This window comes from Tsukamurella tyrosinosolvens (assembly GCF_900104775.1).
In the GTDB taxonomy this organism is placed as follows: Bacteria; Actinomycetota; Actinomycetes; order Mycobacteriales; family Mycobacteriaceae; genus Tsukamurella; species Tsukamurella tyrosinosolvens.
This window is the reverse complement of sequence record NZ_FNSA01000003.1, coordinates 2,996,406-3,016,174: the sequence shown is the minus strand read 5'-3', so window position 1 is coordinate 3,016,174 and position 19,769 is coordinate 2,996,406. Positions and strand designations below refer to the sequence as shown.

Sequence of the window (19,769 nt, the reverse complement as noted above, 5' to 3'; positions counted from 1 at the left end):
CCCCAGCACCGCAGAATTTCACCCAGGAGAAGGACTTCCACCGTGCGCGTTGCACAGTCATGGCTCACCGAGATCCTCCGCCGCGACACCCCCGACTGGGGCGTCACGGCCGACGAGCTGGACGCCGGGTTCGTGCGCGTCGGCTTCGAGGTCGAGGAGGTCGACTCGCTCGACACCGTGACCGGCCCGCTGAAGATCGGCCGCGTGGCGCACATCGAGGAGCTGACGAACTTCCGCAAGCCCATCCGGTTCTGCCAGGTGGACGTCGGCGAGGCCGAGCCCCGTGGCATCGTCTGCGGCGCGCGGAACTTCGCCGAGGGCGACCTCATCGTGGCCGCCCTGCCGGGCGCGGTGCTGCCCGGCGGCTTCGAGATCGCCACCCGTAAGACCTACGACCACGTCTCTGACGGCATGATCTGCTCGGTCTCCGAACTCGGCCTCGGCACCGACCACTCCGGCATCCTCGTGCTGCCGGCGGGCACCGCGGAGCCCGGCGACGACGCCAAGCCCGTCCTCGGCATGGACGACACCGTCATCGAGCTCAACGTGACGCCCGACCGCGGCTACGCCTTCTCGGTGCGCGGCCTCGCCCGCGAGCTCGCCTGCAGCTACGACCTGCCCTTCACCGACATCACCACCCCGTCGCCCGAGCAGGGTGCGGGCGACGGTGGTGTGGACGTCACCGTCGAGCCCGAGTCCGGCTGCACGCGCTTCACCGCGCTGCGCGTCGAGGGCATCGACCCGAAGGCCGTGAGCCCGTGGTGGCTGCAGCGCCGCCTCCTCACCTCCGGCGTGCGCCCGATCAGCGCCGCGGTCGACGTGACCAACTACCTCATGCTGCTCAGCGGCCAGCCGCTGCACGCCTTCGACGCCGACAAGGTGCGCGGCGGCCTCGTCGTGCGCGCGTCGCGCCCCGGCGAGACCCTGGAGACCCTCGACCACGTCGAGCGCACGCTCGACCCCGAGGACGCGGTCATCGTCGACGATTCCGGGCCCGTCTCGCTCGCGGGCGTCATGGGCGGCGCGACCACCGAGGTGGGCGACGACACCGTCAACGTGATCCTCGAGGGCGCCGTCTGGAACCCGGTCAAGGTCTTCCGCACCGGCAAGCGGCACAAGCTGAGCTCGGACGCCGCCAAGCGGTACGAGCGCACCGTCGACCCCGCGATCTCCGTGTGGACGGTCCGCGAGGCGGCCCGCCTGCTCACCGAGATCGCCGGCGGCACCGTCGTGGGCGAGCTCACCGACCTCGGCGGCTACTCCGAGCGCCCGCAGGTGACCATCGCGGCGGACCGTCCGGACCGCGTCGCGGGCATCACCTACGCCCCGGGCACGACGGTGCGCCGCCTCACCCAGATCGGGTGCGCCGTGGAGGGGGAGAGCAGCCTGACGGTGACCCCGCCGACGTGGCGGCCCGACTTGACCATGGTCGCCGACCTCGTCGAGGAGGTGCTGCGGCTCGAGGGGCTGGAGCAGATCCCGCCCGTGCTGCCCGCCGCCCCCGGCGGCCGGGGCCTCAGCGCCCGGCAGCGACGCCGCCGCACCGTGAGCCGCTCGCTCGCGCACACCGGCCACGTCGAGGTGCTCACCAGCCCGTTCCTCCCCGCCGGCGTCTTCGACACCTGGGGCCTGGAGGCCGACGACCCGCGCCGGAACACCACGACGGTGCTCAACCCGCTCGAGTCGGACCGGCCGTCGCTCGCGACCACGCTCCTGCCCGGCCTGCTGGAGATCCTGGCGCGCAACGTCTCCCGCGGCCAGCGCGACCTCGCGCTGTACACGATCGCCCAGGTCGTGCTGCCGTCGGAGACGACGGTCGCCGTCGACCCGATCCCCGTTGACCGCCGCCCGACCGCGGAGCAGATCGACGAGCTCAACGCCTCGCTACCGAGCCAGCCCGAGCACATCGCGGTCGTCTTCACGGGCCGGCGCACCCCCGCCGGTCCGTGGGGCGAGGGCCGCGCCGCCGACGCGACGGACGCCTTCGAGGCCGTGCGCGAGATCGGCCGCGCGAGCAACATCGAGCTCACGCTCCGGGCGGCGCAGTACGCGCCGTTCCATCCCGGACGGTGCGCCGAGGTCCTCGCGGGCGACGTGGTGATCGGCCACGCCGGCGAGCTGCACCCCGCGGCGCTGGAGCGTGCCGGGCTCCCGGCCCGCACCTGCGCCGTCGAGCTCGACCTCGATGCGATCCCGCTCGTGGAGAACCTGCCCGCGCCCGTCGTCTCGCCGTTCCCGGCGGTGCTGCAGGACGTGGCGGTCGTCGTCGACGCCGCCGTCCCCGCAGAGTCCGTCCGGTCCGCGCTGGCCGACGGTGCCGGCGAACTCCTGGAGGCGATCTCGCTGTTCGACGTCTTCACAGGCGCGCAGGTGGGCGAGGGCCGCAAGTCGATGGCCTTCTCGCTGCGCTTCCGCGCGGGCGATCGGACGCTGACCGAGGACGAGGCTTCCGCGGCCCGCGACGCCGCGGTGGCGAAGGCGTCAGCGACCGTCGGCGCCGTCCTGCGCTGATCCGCGGCGCCGGTACAGGAGGGCGCCGGCGACGCCGCACCCGATCGCGCTGACGACCAGCGGGATCGCGGCCAGGTGGAAGCCCGCCGCCGGACCGGCCGCCGCGGAGGCGACGAGCACCGCGCACAGGGCGCCACCCAGCGAACCGCCGATCCGCTGCAGGATGTTCACCTGCGTGATGGCGCCCGGGAGCTGGCCGGCGCTGACGGCGCGGTACGCGGCAACGGTGACGGGCGTCGCCACCAGGCTGATCGACGCGCCGACCGCGACGAGCAGGGCCTGGACCAGCCAGACCGGCGCGTCCGCCGGCAGCACTGCGAACGGCGCGACGGCGACCGTCGCGAGGACCGAGCCCACGAGGACCACCGGCGCCGGCCCGAACCGGTCGACCCACTGGCCGGTGAACGGCGAGATCACGCACGTCGCCCCGGCCAGGCCGAGGAGGCTGGTGCCGGCGTCGAGCGGGCTAAGCCCCCGGCCCAGCTGGAAGTAGAGCGCGAACAGGATCCCGCTGCCGAAGATCAGGGTGCCGGCGAAGAAGGCCCCGACGGCGCTCGCCCGGAAGGCCGGGGCGGCGAAGAGGCGCAGGTCGAGCAGCGGGTGATCGGTGCGCAGGCTGGCGGCGCCGAACCAACCGAGCGCGACGATCGCGGCCGCGCCGATCACCAGCACGTCGGCCGTGAGGCGGCCGGCCTCGCCCCAGCGTGTCGCGGCGAAGACGAGCGCCGGCAGCCCGAGCGTGATCAGTACGAGGCCGGTGCGGTGCAGCGGAACCGGCGGCGCCGTGGGGAAGCGTGGGATCAGCCGGAACCCGAGGGCGCCGGCGGCCACGCCGATCGGCACGTTGATGAGGAAGAGCCACGGCCACGGCGCGGCGGCGAGGACTTGGCCGCCGATCAGCCCGCCGGCCGCGGGTGCCGCGGCGACGGCCAGGCCGAGGGTTCCCATCACCCGGCCCAGCCGTTCCGGACCCACCGCCAGGCCGAGGATCGTCTGGCCCGTCGGGATGAGGAGCCCGCCCGCGAGGCCCTGGACGACGCGTGCGGCGATGAGCGTCTCGACGGTCGGCGCCGCGGCGCAGAGGACCGACGCGGCGGTGAATCCCCCGAGCGCGGTGAGCCAGAGCCGCCGCACACCCCACCGCGTGCCGAGGCGGCCGGCCAGTGGGAGCGAGACGGCGAGGGCGAGCAGGTACGCGCTCGCCACCCACTGGGTGAGCGAGAGCGGCGCGCCGAGCGCGTCGCCGATGGCGGCGAGGCCCACGTTGACGATGGTGGCGTCGAGGCCGCTGGCGAATGCGCCCGCGGCGATCACGCTGCACAGGCGCCAGGTCCGGCCGTCGATCCGGTCGCCGGACCGCGCCGCGGTCGCGGTCATGACGCTCGCCCCGCGCGGATCGTGCGCAGCGCCGTGGACCACTCGACGACCTCGTCGAGCATCCGGAGCAGCGCGGGCTCGTGGTGCTCCGCCGGGGCGAACGTGCCCCGCTGCCGAATGTCGGGCACGTCGAAATCGGCGAACAGGTTCAGCGCCACCGTGGTCCGGACACAGGCGGTCTTCGTCTCCGCGAGCACGAGGCGGAGATGCTCGGCGGCCCGGACTCCGCCGTGGATCCCGAAGCTCACGAAACCGGCCGCCTTGTCGTTCCACTCGGCGTAGAGGTAGTCGATCGCGTTCTTCACGGCCGCGGGCATCGAGTGGTTGTACTCGGGGACGACGAAGACGAAGCCGTCGAAGGCGCCGACGAGCTCCGCCCACCGGCGGGTGTGCGGGTGCCGGTACTCGCCGAAGGCGGCGGGCAACGGCTCATCGAGGAGGGGCAGGTCCTGGTCGGCCAGGTCGACGGTGACGACCTCGGCGCGGCCGTGCAGGTGGTCGGACGCACGGCGGTGCACCCATGCGGCCACCTGGTCGGTCCGGCGGCCGGGGCGGGTGGACCCGGTGATGACGGCGATGCGGGGGAGTTCGGTGTGCGGTGCGGTGTCCATGATCCCAATGTACAACGATCATTGCACTAGATACAATGGTCGTTGTACCTATGGAAGGGTGAGGGCATGCGTGAGGACAAGCGACAGGATCTGCTGCGCGGAGCGGTGCGAGTCTTCGCCGCCGACGGATTCAGCCGCGCGAGCATCCAGAGTCTGGCCGCCGAGGCGGGCGTCTCCACCCGGACGATCTACAACCAGTACGGCAACAAGGAGGACCTGTTCCGCGCGGTCGTCCTGGACAGCGCCACACGCGTCGCCGAGCGGCAGATCGCCGTCGCCGAGAAGTACCTGGCGAGGGTCGCGGACCTGCGCGCCGACCTCATCGCCTTCGGTCGCGCCTGGTCCGTCCGCGATCCCGAGAGCCGGGACCACTTCCGGATGGTCGCCCAGATCAACGCCGACGTCGAGCACATCGCCCCGGACGTCCTCGCCGGATGGCGCGCCGCGGGGCCGGACCGGGTTCGGGCGGCGATCGGGGAACTGCTCGTCGCGCTCGACGGTGCCGGCCGCCTCCGCATCGAGGACGGCGAGCTCGCCGCTGTGCACCTGATCAACCTCACCGCCGGCTCGGTCGGCGGCGTGAGCGGCACGGGACGTGCCCTCGCGCACGCCGAGGAGGAACGCATCGTCGCCGCCGGCGTCGACGTCTTCCTCGCCGCCTACGGTCGTTGACCGCGCGCGGGCGGCGGGCATGGAGCCGGCCCCGGCGGCGCACTGAGTGCTGCCGCCGGGGCCGGAGTCGGTGGGCCGCCTAGCTGGTGTGATGCACGTCGGCCAGCTTGTAGACGGGGGTGTCGATGCCCTCGTAGCGGGCCTTGAGCTGCAGCGCCAGGTACAGGGAGTAGTGCCGCGACTGGTGCAGGTTGCCGCCCATCATCCACAGGCCGGGCACCTGGGTGGGCTTCCACATGTTGCGCTGCTCGCCCTCCCAGGGGCCGGGGTCCTTGGTCGTGTCGGAGCCGAGGCCCCAGCACTTGCCCAGCCTGTCCGCGGCCTCCTGGCCCATGAGGTCGGCGGCCCAGCCGTTCATCGAGCCGTAGCCGGTCGCGTAGACCACCAGGTCCGCGGGGAGGACGGTGCCGTCCTCGAGCACGACGGCGTCCTCGGTCAGGTGGTCGACGCCGCCCTTGGCCAGCTTGATCGAGCCGTCGATGATGAGGCCCGCAGCGCCGACGTCGATGTAGTAGCCCGAGCCGCGGCGCAGGTACTTCATGAACAGGCCCGAATCGTCGTCGCCGAAGTCCAGCTCGTAGCCGGCCTTCTCGAGGCCGTCGTAGAAGTCGGCGTCGATCTCGCGGACCTTGTCGTAGATCGGCTTCTGGAACTCGTTCATGATCCGGTAGGGCAGCGAGGCGAAGATCATGTCGGCCTTGTCGGTGGTCACACCGCTGGCCACCGCGCGCTCGCTGTACAGGTCGCCGAGGCCGTGCTCCATGAGGGACTCGGACTTGATGATGTGCGTGGAGCTGCGCTGGACCATGGTCACCTCGGCGCCGGCCTCGATGAGGGCCTTGCTGATGTCGAGCGCCGAGTTGTTGGCGCCGATGACGACGACCCTCTTGCCCGCGTACGCGTCCGGTCCGGGGTGCTTCGACGAGTGGTGCTGCTCGCCCTGGAAGACGTCCATCCCCTCGAACGCCGGGATGTTCGGCTTGCCCGACATGCCCGTCGCGAGCACGAGCTGCTTGGGGTGCAGGGTCAGGCGCTCGCCGTCCTTGTTCACCTCGACGGTCCACTCGCCCTTCGCCTCGTCGTAGGACGCGGACAGCGCCTCGGTGCGCGACCAGTACGGCACCTCCATGACGCGCGTGTACATCTCGAGCCAGTCGCCGATCTTGTCCTTGGGGGCGAAGACGGGCCAGTTGGCGGGGAAGGGCAGGTAGGGCAGGTGGTCGTACCAGACGGGGTCGTGCAGGCACAGCGACTTGTAGCGGCCGCGCCACTGGTCGCCGGGGCGGTCGTACTTGTCGACCACCAGTGCGGGCACGCCGAGCTGCCGCAGGCGCGCGCCGAGCGCGATGCCGCCCTGGCCGCCGCCGATGACGAGCGTGTCGGGCTGGATCGAGCGACCGAGCTCCGCCTCCTCCTGCTCGCGGCGCTCGGCCCAGGTCGGCGCGGCGTTGTGCGCGCCGTGCACCGCGCCCATGGGGCGGCGGGCGCCGAAGGACTCCTCGTGGCCCTTGAGCTCGCGGAGCGTCGTCAGGAGCGTCCACGCCCGGTCGACGCCGTCGTCGCCCTGCCGGATGCGGACGTGGCCCTTGCCGCGGCCGACGCCGGTCTCGAAGCCGATGAACGCCTCCGCCACGTCGTCGCCGGACGCCGGGTCGGTGGTCGCGAAGCCGCTCGGGGCCGTGCCGTCGAGACGCTCGGTGAGCATCGCCGCGATCTGGTCGCGACCCTCGCTGGTGTGCAGGTTCCAGGTGAACGAGACCAGGTCACGCCAGAAGCCGCCGGGCTCGAACAGGTCCGCCGCCGCGGCGACGTCGCGCGCGGCGAGCGCCGCCTCGAACTTCGCGAGCCAGGCGTCGACCCGCTCCTGGGGGCCGGTGGCGACGTCCGGTGCCGATTCCGCGATCGCGGTCATGTCGTACTCCTTCATGTTCCGTGTGGTGCTGTGGTGTGAATCACACGCCTGGTGTGATGGGGGTTACAAGGGTTGCGTCCCGTTGCACCGTTCTGGGCGATCGCCCGTGTCTCGATGAGCGGCGATGCAGAATCGGGGAGTGGCACACGCAGTGGAGCCAGCGGTGGCGCACGGAGAGGACCCCCGGACCTACGCGCGCCTGCTGGCCGAGGTGTACGACGCGACGATGGCCGGGGAACGGCCGCCAGCGCGGCCGCGCGAGGTGATCGGCGATTCCTGGGAGCGCGTCATCGCCGCAGGCCTGCGCCCCGATTCGGGTGCCGCCCCGGCGATCCACTCCGCCGATCTGTCCCGGTTGCGGCGCGAGTCCGGCCTCGTCGGGCTCATCGACGACTTCACCGGCGGCCTCGCTCCGATCACGGACGCCGGATCGAGCATCCTCGTCGTCTCCGACGCCGAGGGGCGCCTCCTGTGGCGCAGCGGTTCGACGCGGGTCCTCCGCGAGGCCGACCGGCTGGGCTTCGTCGAGGGCGCCGCATGGTCCGAGAACGACGTCGGCACGAACGCGATCGGTACTGCGCTGGCCTCGCGCGCCCCGGTGCAGACCTTCTCCGCCGAGCACTTCGCCCGCAATCAGCACCCGTGGACCTGCTCGGCCGCGCCGATCCGCGACCGTCGCACGGGGCGGTTGCTCGGCGTCGTCGACGTGAGTGGTCCCGCGTCGACGGTGCACCCCACGACACTCGCGCTCGTCGCCGCCGTCGCGAGTCTTGCCGAGGCGACGTTGCGTGAGGCCCACCTCGCCGGTCTCGATCAGCTGCGGACCGTCGCCGCCCCGTTGCTCGCCGGCCTCTCGGGCCCCGGCCTCGTCGTCGACTCCCACGGCTGGGTCGCCGCGGTCGGCCAGCTCGCGCCGTGCACCCGGGTCACCCTCCCGAGCGTCGTCGACTCGGCGCACCTGTGGCTCCCGGAGCTCGGGCAGTGCACCGTCGAACCGCTGCCGGGCGGGTGGCTGCTGCGGCCCGTCGCCGACGAGCCGCGTGACGGCGCCACCCGGGTGACCCTCGACCTGCGGGTCGGGCGGACGCCGTCGGTCACGGTCGCCGGCGCCACCGGCGAGTGGCGGCACCAGCTCACGCCCCGGCACGCCCAGATCCTCGAGTTGTTCGCCGACGGTCGCGGGCACACCGCCGCGCAGGTCGCGCAGTCGCTGTTCGGCGACCCCGCCCGCGTGGTCACCGTGCGCGCCGAGATCTCGCGGCTGCGCCGGGTGCTCTCCGGGCTCATCGCCGCGCAGCCCTACCGCTTCGCCGACGCCGTCGTGGTCGACACGCTCCGCTGAATCCGCAAGGCCGCAACCCCGCGCAACCTTTGCCGCGTGTGTCCGGGGTCACATAGACCGGGAGGTGACCACGCGGACGAAGGGACACACGATGGCACGCATCGCACTGGTAACGGGGGCGGGACGAGGGATCGGCGCGGGCATCGCGCGCCGGCTCGCCGCGGACGGACTCGACCTGGCGCTCGTCGACCTCACCGCGGACGGCGTCGAGGCCGTCGCGGAGGAGATCCGGGCGACCGGACGTCGTGCCGTCGCGCTCACCGCCGACGTCTCCGATCGCGACGCGGTCTTCGGCGTCGTCGCGGCGGCCGTGGACGCGCTGGGCGGGCTCGACGTGATGGTCAACAACGCCGGCGTGGCGCTGGTCGGGCCGGTCGCGGACGTGTCGCCCGAGGATCTGCGGCGGCTGTTCTCCGTGAACGTCGACGGCGTGCTCTGGGGCATCCAGGCCGCGGCGGCGTCCTTCATCGAGCGCGGGGTGCGCGGCAAGATCGTCAACGCCGCGTCGATCGCCGGTCACGAGGGCTTCGCCATGCTCGGCGCCTACAGCGCCACCAAGTTCGCGGTCCGCGGGTTCACCCAGGCGGCCGCGAAGGAGTACGCGACGCACGGCATCACGGTCAACGCCTACTGCCCCGGCGTGGTGGGGACCGACATGTGGGTCGAGATCGACCGCCGCTTCGCCGAGCTGACCGGTGCCGAGGTCGGCGCGACCTACGACCAGTTCGTCGGTGGCATCGCGCTGGGACGGGCGCAGACGCCCGAGGACGTCGCCGCCTTCGTCTCCCACCTGGCGTCACCCGATTCCGGCTACATGACGGGACAGTCCGTGCTCATCGACGGCGGCCTGGTCTACCGCTGACACTGTGCGGAAGGGGACGAGCGTGACGGAACCGGCGATGTCGGCGGGCGAGGATCCACGGCGCTACGCGCGCCTGCTGTCCGAGGTCTACGACGCGACCATGAGCGGCTCCCGCCCGCCCGCGCGGCCGCGCGGCGTGATCGGCGACTCCTGGGACCGGGTACGCGCCGCCGGGCTCGCGCCCGACACCGACCCGGGGCCCGCGCTCGGCTGGATGGACGTCGAGCTCGGCCGCCAGGAGTCCGGCCTCGGCCTCGTGCTCGACGAGCTCACCGCCGGCCTCGCGCCGCTCACCGCCGACGGCGACAACATCCTGGTGGTCGCCGACCGGTTCGGGCGGGTGCTGTGGCGCTCCGGTTCGACTCGGGTCCTCGCGCACGCGGACCGGCTCGGCTTCGTCGAGGGCGCCGGCTGGGCCGAGGACCAGGTGGGCACCAATGCCATCGGCACCGCGATCGCGTCCCGCACGCCCGTGCAGATCTTCTCCGCCGAACACTTCGCGCGCAGCCACCACGCCTGGACCTGTGCGGGCGCACCGATCCGCGACGTGCACACCGGCCACATCCTCGGCGTGGTGGACGTCTCCGGGCCCGCCGCGACGGTGCACCCGACGACCCTCGCGCTGGTGTCCACCGTCGCCAAGCTCGCGGAATCCCGGCTGCGCGAGGCGCATCTCGCCGGTCTGGAGCGGCTCCGGTCCGTCGCCGCGCCGATGCTGGCGGGCCTCGGCCGACCGGGGCTCGCCGTCGACGTCAACGGGTGGGTGGCCGCCGTCGGCGACCTGCCGCCGCGCTCGCGGGTCGCGCTGCCCGTCGACCTGGCGGGGCCGTCGGTCCGGCTCCCCGAGCTGGGGCTGTGCACCGTCGACCCACTGCCCGGCGGCTGGCTGCTCCAGCCCGACCCGGGCGACGGGCCCGACACGATCACCCGGGTCACGCTCGACCTGCGTCCCGGCCGCGCGCCCGAGGTCGCGGTCGCGGGCGGCGGGGGAGCGTGGCGGTACCAGCCGTCGCCCCGGCACGCGCAGATCCTCGAGCTCCTCGCCGACGGTGCCGGCCGGACGGCCGCGCAGCTCGCCGAGGCGCTGTTCGGGGATCCCGGGCGGGTGGTCACCGTGCGGGCCGAGATCTCGCGGCTGCGGCGCGTGCTCTCGGGCGTGATCGCGGCGCAGCCCTACCGGTTCGCCGACGGCGTGTCGGTCGAGTTGCTGCGCTGACCGCCCCCGGCCTCTAGCGTGGAGCCCGTGAGCGAGCCGCAGATCTTCCCCGAGGACTGGACCACGGCGCTCGTCCTGGTGGCGCACCCGGACGATCCCGAGTACGGGATGGCGGCGGCCGTCGCCCGCTGGACCTCCCAGGGCAAGACGGTGGCCTACGGCCTCGCGACCTCCGGCGAGGCGGGGATCGAGGGCATGACGCCCGGCACCGCGGGGCCCGTGCGCGAGGAGGAGCAGCGACGTTCCGCCGCCGTCGTCGGCGTCGACGAGGTGCGCTTCTGGGGCTATCCGGATTCGCAGGTGACGAACACGCCGGAGCTGCGCGAGTCGATCCGCAAATCCATCGCCCGCTACGAGCCCGACATCGTCCTCACCCTGTGGGGCGGCCCCGAGTGGGCGCCCGGTGCGCCGAACCAGAGCGACCACATGGAGTTCACCCGCGCGGTCGCCGAGGCCGCCGCGGCGGCGGGCGTCACTGCCTACCAGACCGCGCCCGAGCCCGCGTACATCGTCGACGTCACCGGGTTCACCGAGCGCGCCGTGGAATCGCTCGCCGAGCACCGCCAGTACCTCTCGGTGCTCGACCCGGGCACGCCCGTCATCGAGCAGGCGCGCGCGCAGATCGCCTCCGCGTGCCTCCCGCGCGGCGTTCACCGCCACACCGTCGGCTTCCGCGATCTGGCCTAGCCCAGCCGCTGCACCGCGCGCCGCAGCAGCGGGACCTGCGCGGTGCGCTCCGCGAGGCGCTGCTCGCGTGCGGTCCGCCCGGGTGCCGCACGTAGGAGTTCCCGGGTCTCCCGCACGGCGACGGCGTCGTGCGCGGTGAGCGCTCCGACGAGCGCGGCGAGGGCGTCGTCGACCTCCGCCGCGGGCACGCACTGCTGGACGAGCCCGAGGCGCAGGGCCTCGTCGGCCTCGACGGTGCGCGCGGTCGCGCAGATCTCGAGGGCGCGGGCGTAGCCGACGGCGTCGACCAGCGGCTTCGTCCCGGCCAGGTCGGGCACCAGGCCCAGCGCGGGCTCCTTCATGCAGAACCGCGCGCTGTCGGCGGCCAGGCGCAGGTCGCAGGCGAGCGCCAGCTGGAAGCCCGCGCCGATCGCGTGGCCCTCCACGACGGCGACCGTGAGGAAGGGACCGTCGGCCAGCAGCGCGAAGGGTTCCTGGAAGACGCCGATCGCGTGCCGGGCGCCCTCGTCGGACAGTGCAACGACGTCCACCAGGTTGCCGGGCTCGCCGGTGCGCGCCGGATCGAGCAGGCGCAGGTTCAGGCCGGCGGAGAACGTGCCGCCCGCGCCGCGCACGACGACCACGCGGACCGTGTCGTCGAAGGATCGGATCGCGTCGGCCATCGCCGCCCACATCACGGGGTCCTGGGCGTTGCGGATCTCGGGCCGGTCGAGAGTGAGGGTGGCGACGGCGCCGTCGACGGTGACGCGGATTCCGGTGTGCTGTTCGGTCATGCACGCACTCTTGCACGCGAGCCGTAGCCGTAGTCGGCGATGTCGAGCGGTTCGCCGTGCGTGCCGCCGAAATGGTCGACCCAGGAGCGCCGGAGGCGGTGCGGCCGGGCGGCGGTCGATCCGGCGTAGGTCCGCATCGCGCGGGCGGTGAGGGCGCGCATCCTCGGTGACGGTGCGTCCAGCCGGTGCGTCGCGCACAGGTGCTCGCCGTAGATGCTGAACAGGACGGGATCGGCGTAGCGGGCCGCGCGGCCGGGGAACCAGCGCTCCCGCCAGTCCGCGGAGAGCTGGTCCACCAGGGCGCGCCCGCCCTCGGTGTAGGCGTACCGGCACTCGTAGGCCTGCGCCCACTCGAGGAACTCGGACCGGCACTCCGGCACGTCCAGGCCCATCCGGACGCCGACGCCGCGCCAGAACAGGAAGCGGGCCAGGCGCTCGCCGCCGGTGAACAGGTGCAGGCCGAGCTCGTCGGCGATCCGGTCGGGCTCGAGGGCGAGGGAGGCGAGGGTGTAGAGCTTGTCGTCGTCGCCGATCCCGAAGTGGGAGTGGATCGACTCCATGCGGTCGATCGCGGCGCGCCCGGCGGGGGAACTGTGGCCGTTGCGGAGCATCTCGCCGAAGAAGACCAGCGTGTCGTCGTTGCGGCGGCGGACGTCCTTCATCATGTCGCCGGTGCCCTTGCGGTGGACGATCCGCGCGATGGACGGGAGCGCGACCTGGCGCGCGAAGGCGACGGTGTACGCGGCGTGCACGAACAGGCCGTCGCCGTACTTGACCTCGAGGCTCAGGTGTGTGAGCTCCTCGTGATCGGCCACGGGGTCGAGCGCGTCCATCCGGCGGCGCAGCGCCGCCGCGCTGATCAGAGCGTCGGAGGGGGTGGTCGTTGTGGATCGCATCGCGTCTCCCTGGGCCCGTCGGAAAGTTGGAACTCTACCGTTCCTAGAATGACGATGAACTAAGAACGGTTGTGTGTCAAGATTGATCCGTGGACGAGGTGGTGCGGCCCTGGCGGGGGGTCAGTGCGGAGGATCGACGGTCCGCGCGGCGAGCGCAGTTGCTCGAGGCGTGCCTGGACGTCGTGGGGGACGCCGGCGTGGAGGCGGTCACGGCGGACGCGGTCGCCCAGCGGGCGGGGTTGTCGAAGCGGTACTTCTACGAGGCCTTCGCGGACCGGGAGCAGGTCCTGCTCGCCGCGCTCGACGGTCTGCTCGAGGTGATCCGCGAGCGGGTCGCGGTGGTGCTCGACGGCGAGGACGACGTCGATCGGCGCATCCGGCGCACCGTCGAGACGTTGGCCCGCGTCCTGGCCGAGGACGCGCGGACGGCGAGGCTCTTCGAGGAGGCGCCGCGCGTGGCCGTGCTGGAGCAGCACCGGCACAACGCGTTCCGGGTGTTCAGCGAGCTGCTGGCGGCGGGGATCTACGCGGACCGGGGCGCAGGGCGCGCGGAGGTGACTTCGTGGTTCGTCGTGGCGGGCACCGTCGAAGTGCTCACCCGCTGGCTCGGCGGCGCGGTCCCGATGGACGAGGCGGAGGTGGTCGCCACGATCGCGGACATCGGCGTGCGGCTCAGCGGCCCCGATCCGTCGTGAGGGATCGCGTCAGCCCAGGTGGAAGGCCTGCGTGATGTGGTTGCCGCGCCGATGATCGCCGACCAGGCTGGGGCGGCCGCGGCCCATCTTCACGAGCATGGCGCGGTTCTCCACACGCGGCGCGAAGCCGTCGAGGACGCGGTTGACGGTGCCCCGCACGCCGCGCTGGCGGCGCGGCAGCGACAGCGGCTGCGTCAGGGCGTCGGGATTCGTGGTCGGAAGATCGTTGCGCATGTGAGGTCTTTCGGGTGCCGGGGTCGGATCGTTACTGCTACCCAGGGTGCCGATGACGCCTGGCCGTGGGCTGGCCGGAACCTGAGGGGTTCCGGTCAGCCGTGTGCCGCGTGACACACGACCTCGAGGAGCAGTCCGTCCGCACCCGTTCGGAATGCGGCGGGAAGGAACGTTCCCCGGATCGGATGTGAATAGGCTTGCATGGTGGTGCATAATCATTGCATGACTGTTTCCGTGGCGATCGCGGGCGCGAGCGGCTACGCCGGGGGAGAAATCCTCCGGCTGCTGCTCGGCCACCCGCAGTACCTGTCCGGTGAGCTGACGATCGGCGCGCTGACCGCCGGCGGCAACGCCGGCAGCACGCTGTTCGAGCACCACCCGCACCTGCTGCCCTTGGCGGACCGCGTCCTGCAGGAGACGACCCCGGAGACGCTGCGCGGCCACGACGTCGTCTTCCTCGGGCTGCCGCACGGCAAGTCCGCCGAGATCGCCGAGGCGCTGCCCCCGTCGACCCTCATCATCGACTGCGGCGCCGACTACCGGCTCAAGGACGCCGCGGAGTGGGAGCACTACTACGGCAGCGCCCACGCCGGCACCTGGCCCTACGGCCTGCCCGAGCTTCCGGGCAACCGGGACGTGCTCGCCGGCGCGTCCCGCATCGCCGTCCCGGGCTGCTACCCGACGGTGTCGACCCTCGCCTTCCTGCCCGCCGTCGCGGCCGGCATCGTGGCGCCCGAGGTCACCGTCGTCGCCGTGAGCGGTACGTCCGGCGCGGGCAAGTCCCTGCGGACCGACCTGCTCGCCTCCGAGGCGATCGGCTCGGCGCGCGCCTACGGCGTGACCACCCACCGGCACACCCCGGAGATCACGCAGAACCTCTCGGCGGCGGCGAATTCCCCCGTCACCGTGTCGTTCACGCCGATCCTCGTGCCCATGGCCCGGGGCATCCTCGCCACGGTCTCCGCCCCGACGACGGTGACCGCCGCGCAGGCCCGGGAGGTCTATGCGGCGGCGTACGCAGACGAGCCCTTCGTGCACCTGCTGCCCGAAGGCCTGCAGCCGCAGACGAAGTCGGTGCTCGGCAGCAACGCCGTGCAGGTGCAGGTGGCCGTCGACGAGCGCGCCGGGCGCCTCATCGCCACCGCCGCCATCGACAACCTCACCAAGGGCACCGGCGGCGCCGCCGTCCAGTCCATGAACCTCGCGCTCGGCTGGCCCGAGACCGCCGGCCTGTCCACCGTAGGAGTCGCACCGTGACCTTCAAACTCGTTCGCAACCAGGGCGTCACGGCGCCCCTGGGGTTCAAGGCCGCGGGCATCGCGGCCGGGATCAAGGCCTCCGGCAAGCCGGACCTGGCCCTGGTCTTCAACGAGGGACCGCACTACGCGGCGGCCGGCGTCTTCACCCGCAACAAGGTCAAGGCCGCGCCCGTGCTCTGGAGCGAGCAGGTGATCAAGGACGGCCACCTGCGCGCGGTGATCCTCAACTCCGGCGGTGCGAACGCCTGCACCGGCCCCGGTGGCTTCCAGGACGCCCATGCGACGGCCGAGAAGGTCGCGGAGACGCTGAGCCACTGGGGGACCGAGACCGGCGCCGGAGAGGTCGCCGTGTGCTCCACCGGCCTCATCGGCGATCGCCTGCCCATGGACAAGCTGCTGGCCGGCGTCACCGAGATCGTGCACGAGATGGGTGGCGGCCTCACCGGCGGCACCGATGCCGCGCACGCCATCATGACCACCGACACCGTGCCCAAGGAGACCGCGCTGCACCACTCCGGCGGCTGGAACGTTGGCGGCATGGCCAAGGGCGCCGGCATGATGGCGCCCTCGTTGGCGACGATGCTCGTCGTGCTCACGACCGACGTGCACGCGAGCCCCGAGCAGCTCGACGAGGCCCTGCGGCACGCCACGTCCTACACGTTCGACAGGCTCGACGTGGACGGCGCCACCTCGACCAACGATACCGTGCTCCTGCTCAGTAGCGGCGCGAGCGAGAAGACCTGCACGCAGGAGGAACTCAACGCCGCCGTGCGCGAGGTCTGCGACGACCTCGCCGCCCAGCTGCAGGGCGACGCCGAGGGCGTCACCAAGCGGATCCTCATCACCGTCACCGGTGCGGCCTCCGAGGAGGAGGCCCTCGTGGGCGCCCGGGCCATCGCCCGCGACAGCCTCGTCAAGACCGCGCTGTTCGGCAGCGATCCCAACTGGGGTCGCGTCATGGCCGCGATCGGCATCGCCCCGATCGAGCTGGTCCACGACAAGCTGACCGTCTCCTTCAACGGGCAGCCCATCGCCGAGAACGGCTGCGGGGTACCCGGAGCGCGCGACGTCGACCTCTCCGGACCCGAGATCGACGTCACCGTCGACCTGGGCCTCGGGCGCGGCACCGCGACGATCCGCACCACGGATCTCTCGCACGCCTACGTCGAAGAGAACTCGGCGTACTCCTCATGAGCGCACCCGATCTCACGCCGCTCGACAAGGCCGGCGTGCTCGCCGAGGCACTGCCCTGGCTCCTCGATTTCCACGGTAGGACCGTCGTGGTCAAGTACGGCGGCAACGCCATGATCGACGACGAGCTCAAGCGCTCCTTCGCGCAGGACATGGTCTTCCTGCGGACCTGCGGCCTGCACCCCGTCGTGGTGCACGGCGGCGGCCCGCAGATCACGGCCATGCTCAAGCGACTCGGGATGGAGGGCGAGTTCCGCGGCGGCTTCCGCGTGACCACGCCCGAGGTGATGGACGTCGTGCGCATGGTGCTCTTCGGGCAGGTCGGGCGCGAGCTGGTGGGGCTGATCAACTCCTACGGGCCCTTCGCCGTCGGCATGTCCGGCGAGGACGCGCACCTGTTCACCGCCACGCGGCGGCAGGTCGTGGTCGACGGTGCGCCGACCGACATCGGGCTCGTCGGCGACGTGACCGCGGTGAGCCCGGAGGCGGTCAACGACCTCATCGCGGCCGGCCGCATCCCGGTGATCTCGACGATCGCGCCGGACGCGGACGGGGTGGTGCACAACATCAACGCCGACACCGCCGCGGCCGCACTCGCGGAGGCGCTCGGCGCCGAGAAGCTGGTGGTGCTCACCGACGTCGAGGGCCTGTACACGAACTGGCCGGACCGCTCCTCGCTCACGTCGGAGATCGACACGGACGCGCTGACCGCACTGCTCCCGAGCCTCGACTCCGGCATGGTCCCCAAGATGGAGGCGTGCCTGCGAGCCGTGCACGGGGGCGTCCCCACCGCGCACGTCATCGACGGGCGGGTGCCGCACTCCGTGCTTCTCGAGCTGTTCACGAGCAAGGGCATCGGCACCATGGTGACCCCGCCGACATCTCCTACAGAGACCTGGATCTGACACATATGAGCAACGAAGCAATGCAGTCGCGGTGGAACGCCGCGGTGATGGACACCTACGGCACCCCGCCCATCGCGCTGGTGTCCGGTCGCGGCGCGACCGTGACCGACGCCGACGGCAAGGAGTACGTCGACCTGCTCGGCGGCATCGCCGTCAACGCCCTGGGCCACGCGCACCCGAAGATCATCGAGGCGGTGACGCAGCAGGTCTCGACGCTGGGGCACGTCTCGAACCTGTACATCAGCGAGCCCGTCGTGCGCCTCGCCGAGCGGCTCACCGAGGCCGTCGGCGTGCCCGGCACCCGGGTCTTCTTCAGCAATTCCGGCGCCGAGGCCAACGAGGCCGCCATCAAGATCGGCCGGCGCACCGGCCGCACGGCGATGGTCGCCGCCGAGGGTGCCTTCCACGGCCGCACGATGGGCTCGCTGGCGCTGACCGGCCAGCCCGCCAAGCGGGAGCCCTTCGCGCCGCTCATCGAGTCGGTCACCCACGTGCCGTACGGCGACGCGGCCGCCCTGCGCACCGCCGCCGAGGGCGCGGCAGCGATCTTCCTCGAGCCGATCATGGGGGAGGGCGGCGTCGTCGTCCCGCCCGCGGGCTACCTCGCGGAGGCCCGCGCCGCCGCGACCGCGGCCGGCGCGCTCCTCGTCCTCGACGAGGTGCAGACCGGGATCGCCCGCACCGGAACGCTCTTCGCGTACCAGCGGGCGGGCGTCACGCCCGACGTCTTCACGCTCGCCAAGGGACTCGGCGGCGGCCTGCCCATCGGCGCGACCGTGGCCGTCGGCGCCGCCGGCGAGCTGCTCACGCCCGGCCAGCACGGCACCACCTTCGGCGGCAACCCCGTCGCGGCGGCCGCCGCGAACGCCGTCCTCGACGTGATCGAGGCCGAGGGCCTGGCCGAGCGCGCCGACGCCCTCGGCAAGCACATCGCCGCCACCGTCGAGGGATTCGGCCATCCGCTCGTCACCGGCGTCCGGGGCTCCGGCCTGCTGCTCGGGATCACCCTGTCCCGCGGCGTGGCCAAGGCGATCGAGACCGGCGCCCGGGACGCCGGATTCCTGCTCAACGCCGCCCAGCCCGACGTGGTCCGCCTGGCCCCGCCCCTCGTCCTCACCGACGAGCAGGCCGACCGCTTCCTCACCGCCCTGCCCGCACTGCTCGACTCAGCCCAGGAGCAATCATGACCCGCCACTTCCTCCGCGACGACGACCTCAGCCCGGCCGAACAGCGCGAGGTGCTCGCGCTCGCCGCGGAGCTGAAGGCGGCGCCGTTCTCGCGGCGCCCGCTGGAGGGCCCGAAGGGCGTGGCGGTGCTTTTCGACAAGAACTCCACCCGTACCCGGTTCAGCTTCGACGTCGGCATCGCGCAGCTCGGCGGACACGCCGTCGTCGTCGACACCAAGTCCACCCAGATGGGCCGCGACGAGTCCCTCGCCGACACCGCCCGCGTGCTGTCGCGCTTCGTCGACGCCATCGTCTGGCGCACCTACGCGCAGGAGGGGCTCGAGGAGCTCGCCCGGTATTCGACGGTGCCCGTCGTCAACGCGCTCTCCGACGACTTCCACCCCTGCCAGATCCTCGCCGACCTGCAGACCATCGCCGAGCGCAAGGGCGCCGAGGGCACCGGGTCCGTCGCCGGCCTCAAGCTCACCTACCTCGGCGACGGCGCCAACAACATGGCCCACAGCTACATGCTCGGCTGCGTCACGGCCGGGATCGACGTGACCATCAGCGCACCGTCGGGCTTCCAGCCGGACGAGCGTTTCGTGGAGGCGGCCCGGGCCCGGGGCAAGGAGACCGGCGCGGAGGTCAGCGTCATCTCCGATCCCGTGCTCGCCGTGGCCGGCGTCGACGTGGTGGTCACCGACACCTGGGTGTCGATGGGGCAGGAGGACGACGGCGTCGACCGCAACGCGCCGTTCCGGCCGTACCAGATCAACGCCGAGCTGCTCGCGCACGCCGACCCGGACGCGATCGTGCTGCACTGCCTGCCCGCGCACCGCGGCGACGAGATCACCGACGACGTGATCGACGGGCCGCAGTCCGCGGTGTTCGACGAGGCCGAGAACCGCCTGCACGCGCAGAAGGCGCTGCTCACCTGGCTGCTGGAGCGGTCGTGAGCGAGCAGCCGCTCGCCACCCGCGCCGGGCGGCAGGCGGCCATCGTCGAGATCCTGGCGAACCACCAGGTGCGCAGCCAGGCCGAGCTGCAGGCGCTGCTCGTGCGCGGCGGCTACGAGGCCACGCAGGCCACCATCTCCCGTGACCTCGACGAACTGGGCGCCGTGAAGCTGCGCGGCGCCGACGGTGGAACCGGCGTGTACGTGGTGCCCGAGGACGGCTCGCCCGTCCGCGGCGTGTCCGGCGGCACCGAGCGCCTGTCGCGCCTGCTCGGGGAGCTGCTCGTCTCCACCGACCACAGCGGCAACATCTGCGTCCTGCGCACCCCGCCGGGCGCGGCGAACTTCCTGGCGAGTGCGCTCGACCGGTCCTCGCTGCCCGAGGTCGTCGGCACCGTCGCCGGCGACGACACCGTCCTCGTCGTCGCGCGCGAGCCCCTGACCGGCAAAGACCTCGCCGAGCGCCTCGTGGCGCTCGCCTGAATCCGCCCACTCACCACCAGAT

19 protein-coding genes are annotated in these 19,769 nt (G+C 72.7%); 13 read left to right on the top strand and 6 right to left on the bottom strand.

Annotation, left to right across the window (positions count from 1 at the left end):
- Nucleotides 1–42: 42 nt before the first annotated feature.
- Nucleotides 43–2,511, top strand: coding sequence for a phenylalanine--tRNA ligase subunit beta (pheT, locus tag BLW32_RS16945; protein ID WP_068739775.1), 2,469 nt, complete (start codon nt 43–45; stop codon nt 2,509–2,511).
- Here pheT and BLW32_RS16940 read toward each other — a convergent pair.
- Nucleotides 2,482–3,888: a DHA2 family efflux MFS transporter permease subunit gene (locus BLW32_RS16940; RefSeq protein ID WP_139286231.1), complete on the bottom strand. Its 1,407-nt coding sequence runs from the start codon at nt 3,886–3,888 to the stop codon at nt 2,482–2,484. The two genes, pheT and BLW32_RS16940, sit on opposite strands and share 30 nt — an antisense overlap.
- A complete protein-coding gene (locus tag BLW32_RS16935; RefSeq protein ID WP_068739773.1) occupies nt 3,885–4,499 on the bottom strand; it encodes an NADPH-dependent FMN reductase in 615 nt (204 codons plus the stop codon). Before BLW32_RS16935 ends, BLW32_RS16940 begins: the two co-directional genes overlap by 4 nt.
- A 66-nt stretch (nt 4,500–4,565) precedes the next feature.
- On the opposite strand from BLW32_RS16935, the gene BLW32_RS16930 reads away from it, so the two are divergent.
- Nucleotides 4,566–5,171, top strand: coding sequence for a TetR/AcrR family transcriptional regulator (locus BLW32_RS16930; RefSeq protein ID WP_068626369.1), 606 nt, complete (start codon nt 4,566–4,568; stop codon nt 5,169–5,171).
- Nucleotides 5,172–5,250: 79 nt separating this feature from the next.
- Here BLW32_RS16930 and BLW32_RS16925 read toward each other — a convergent pair whose 3' ends face one another.
- Nucleotides 5,251–7,083, bottom strand: coding sequence for a flavin-containing monooxygenase (locus BLW32_RS16925; RefSeq protein WP_068739950.1), 1,833 nt, complete (start codon nt 7,081–7,083; stop codon nt 5,251–5,253).
- Between the two features lie 139 nt (nt 7,084–7,222).
- Between BLW32_RS16925 and BLW32_RS16920 the strand changes: the two genes are divergently transcribed.
- The 4 genes from BLW32_RS16920 (at nt 7,223) to BLW32_RS16905 (ending at nt 11,190) form a co-directional block, all read left to right on the top strand.
- Nucleotides 7,223–8,425 (top strand): helix-turn-helix domain-containing protein, encoded by a 1,203-nt coding sequence (locus BLW32_RS16920; protein ID WP_225535809.1) that lies wholly within the window; start codon nt 7,223–7,225, stop codon nt 8,423–8,425.
- Nucleotides 8,426–8,516: 91 nt separating this feature from the next.
- Complete coding sequence (locus tag BLW32_RS16915) at nt 8,517–9,287, top strand: acetoin reductase (RefSeq protein WP_068520441.1); 771 nt, start codon at nt 8,517–8,519, stop codon at nt 9,285–9,287.
- Between the two features lie 22 nt (nt 9,288–9,309).
- Nucleotides 9,310–10,503, top strand: a complete 1,194-nt coding sequence (locus BLW32_RS16910; RefSeq protein ID WP_308044390.1) for a GAF domain-containing protein — start codon at nt 9,310–9,312, stop codon at nt 10,501–10,503.
- A gap of 27 nt (nt 10,504–10,530) precedes the next feature.
- Nucleotides 10,531–11,190, top strand: a complete 660-nt coding sequence (locus BLW32_RS16905) for a PIG-L deacetylase family protein (RefSeq protein WP_068739948.1) — start codon at nt 10,531–10,533, stop codon at nt 11,188–11,190.
- On the opposite strand, the gene BLW32_RS16900 is transcribed toward BLW32_RS16905, so the two are convergent.
- On the bottom strand, nt 11,187–11,963 hold the full coding sequence (locus BLW32_RS16900) for an enoyl-CoA hydratase/isomerase family protein (RefSeq protein WP_068739771.1): 777 nt from the start codon (nt 11,961–11,963) through the stop codon (nt 11,187–11,189). The two genes, BLW32_RS16905 and BLW32_RS16900, sit on opposite strands and share 4 nt — an antisense overlap.
- Entirely contained in the window at nt 11,960–12,859 is a 900-nt protein-coding gene (locus BLW32_RS16895) for a DUF2236 domain-containing protein (protein ID WP_068739769.1), read from the bottom strand. The genes BLW32_RS16900 and BLW32_RS16895 overlap by 4 nt, the downstream gene beginning before the upstream one ends.
- A gap of 89 nt (nt 12,860–12,948) precedes the next feature.
- Here BLW32_RS16895 and BLW32_RS16890 point away from each other — a divergent pair, with 89 nt between their 5' ends.
- Nucleotides 12,949–13,554 carry a TetR/AcrR family transcriptional regulator gene (locus tag BLW32_RS16890; RefSeq protein WP_068739767.1) on the top strand — a complete coding sequence of 202 codons (606 nt, stop codon included), beginning with the start codon at nt 12,949–12,951 and terminating at the stop codon, nt 13,552–13,554.
- Nucleotides 13,555–13,563: 9 nt separating this feature from the next.
- Here the strand turns inward: BLW32_RS16890 and BLW32_RS16885 are convergent, their stop codons facing one another.
- Nucleotides 13,564–13,788: a hypothetical protein gene (locus tag BLW32_RS16885; protein ID WP_068520430.1), complete on the bottom strand. Its 225-nt coding sequence runs from the start codon at nt 13,786–13,788 to the stop codon at nt 13,564–13,566.
- 222 nt (nt 13,789–14,010) lie between these two features.
- Between BLW32_RS16885 and argC the strand changes: the two genes are divergently transcribed.
- Genes argC through BLW32_RS16855 form a run of 6 tightly spaced genes read left to right on the top strand, consistent with a single transcriptional unit; the run spans nt 14,011 to nt 19,747 of the window.
- Nucleotides 14,011–15,045, top strand: a complete 1,035-nt coding sequence (gene argC / locus BLW32_RS16880; RefSeq protein ID WP_068739765.1) for an N-acetyl-gamma-glutamyl-phosphate reductase — start codon at nt 14,011–14,013, stop codon at nt 15,043–15,045.
- On the top strand, nt 15,042–16,241 hold the full coding sequence (argJ, locus tag BLW32_RS16875) for a bifunctional glutamate N-acetyltransferase/amino-acid acetyltransferase ArgJ (RefSeq protein WP_139286230.1): 1,200 nt from the start codon (nt 15,042–15,044) through the stop codon (nt 16,239–16,241). The genes argC and argJ overlap by 4 nt, the downstream gene beginning before the upstream one ends.
- On the top strand, nt 16,238–17,143 hold the full coding sequence (gene argB, locus BLW32_RS16870) for an acetylglutamate kinase (RefSeq protein WP_068739763.1): 906 nt from the start codon (nt 16,238–16,240) through the stop codon (nt 17,141–17,143). The genes argJ and argB overlap by 4 nt, the downstream gene beginning before the upstream one ends.
- Before the next feature lie 5 nt (nt 17,144–17,148).
- The gene (locus BLW32_RS16865) at nt 17,149–18,330 is read left to right on the top strand and encodes an acetylornithine transaminase (protein WP_068739760.1); all 1,182 of its coding nucleotides are present in this window, start codon (nt 17,149–17,151) and stop codon (nt 18,328–18,330) included.
- Nucleotides 18,327–19,265, top strand: a complete 939-nt coding sequence (argF, locus tag BLW32_RS16860; protein WP_068520419.1) for an ornithine carbamoyltransferase — start codon at nt 18,327–18,329, stop codon at nt 19,263–19,265. Before BLW32_RS16865 ends, argF begins: the two co-directional genes overlap by 4 nt.
- A complete protein-coding gene (locus tag BLW32_RS16855) occupies nt 19,244–19,747 on the top strand; it encodes an arginine repressor (RefSeq protein WP_068520415.1) in 504 nt (167 codons plus the stop codon). Before argF ends, BLW32_RS16855 begins: the two co-directional genes overlap by 22 nt.
- Nucleotides 19,748–19,769 lie beyond the last annotated feature (22 nt).

Excerpts from the sequence above, each read along its gene's own strand:
- BLW32_RS16940 (WP_139286231.1), bottom strand. The coding sequence starts at position 3,888 with ATGACCGCGACCGCGGCGCGGTCCGGCGACCGGATCGACGGCCGGACC.
- BLW32_RS16935 (WP_068739773.1), bottom strand. The coding sequence starts at position 4,499 with ATGGACACCGCACCGCACACCGAACTCCCCCGCATCGCCGTCATCACC.
- BLW32_RS16930 (WP_068626369.1), top strand. The coding sequence starts at position 4,566 with ATGCGTGAGGACAAGCGACAGGATCTGCTGCGCGGAGCGGTGCGAGTC.
- BLW32_RS16925 (WP_068739950.1), bottom strand. The coding sequence starts at position 7,083 with ATGACCGCGATCGCGGAATCGGCACCGGACGTCGCCACCGGCCCCCAG.
- BLW32_RS16915 (WP_068520441.1), top strand. The coding sequence starts at position 8,517 with ATGGCACGCATCGCACTGGTAACGGGGGCGGGACGAGGGATCGGCGCG.
- BLW32_RS16900 (WP_068739771.1), bottom strand. The coding sequence starts at position 11,963 with ATGACCGAACAGCACACCGGAATCCGCGTCACCGTCGACGGCGCCGTC.
- BLW32_RS16895 (WP_068739769.1), bottom strand. The coding sequence starts at position 12,859 with ATGCGATCCACAACGACCACCCCCTCCGACGCTCTGATCAGCGCGGCG.
- BLW32_RS16885 (WP_068520430.1), bottom strand. The coding sequence starts at position 13,788 with ATGCGCAACGATCTTCCGACCACGAATCCCGACGCCCTGACGCAGCCG.
- argC (WP_068739765.1), top strand. The coding sequence starts at position 14,011 with ATGACTGTTTCCGTGGCGATCGCGGGCGCGAGCGGCTACGCCGGGGGA.
- argB (WP_068739763.1), top strand. The coding sequence starts at position 16,238 with ATGAGCGCACCCGATCTCACGCCGCTCGACAAGGCCGGCGTGCTCGCC.
- BLW32_RS16865 (WP_068739760.1), top strand. The coding sequence starts at position 17,149 with ATGAGCAACGAAGCAATGCAGTCGCGGTGGAACGCCGCGGTGATGGAC.
- argF (WP_068520419.1), top strand. The coding sequence starts at position 18,327 with ATGACCCGCCACTTCCTCCGCGACGACGACCTCAGCCCGGCCGAACAG.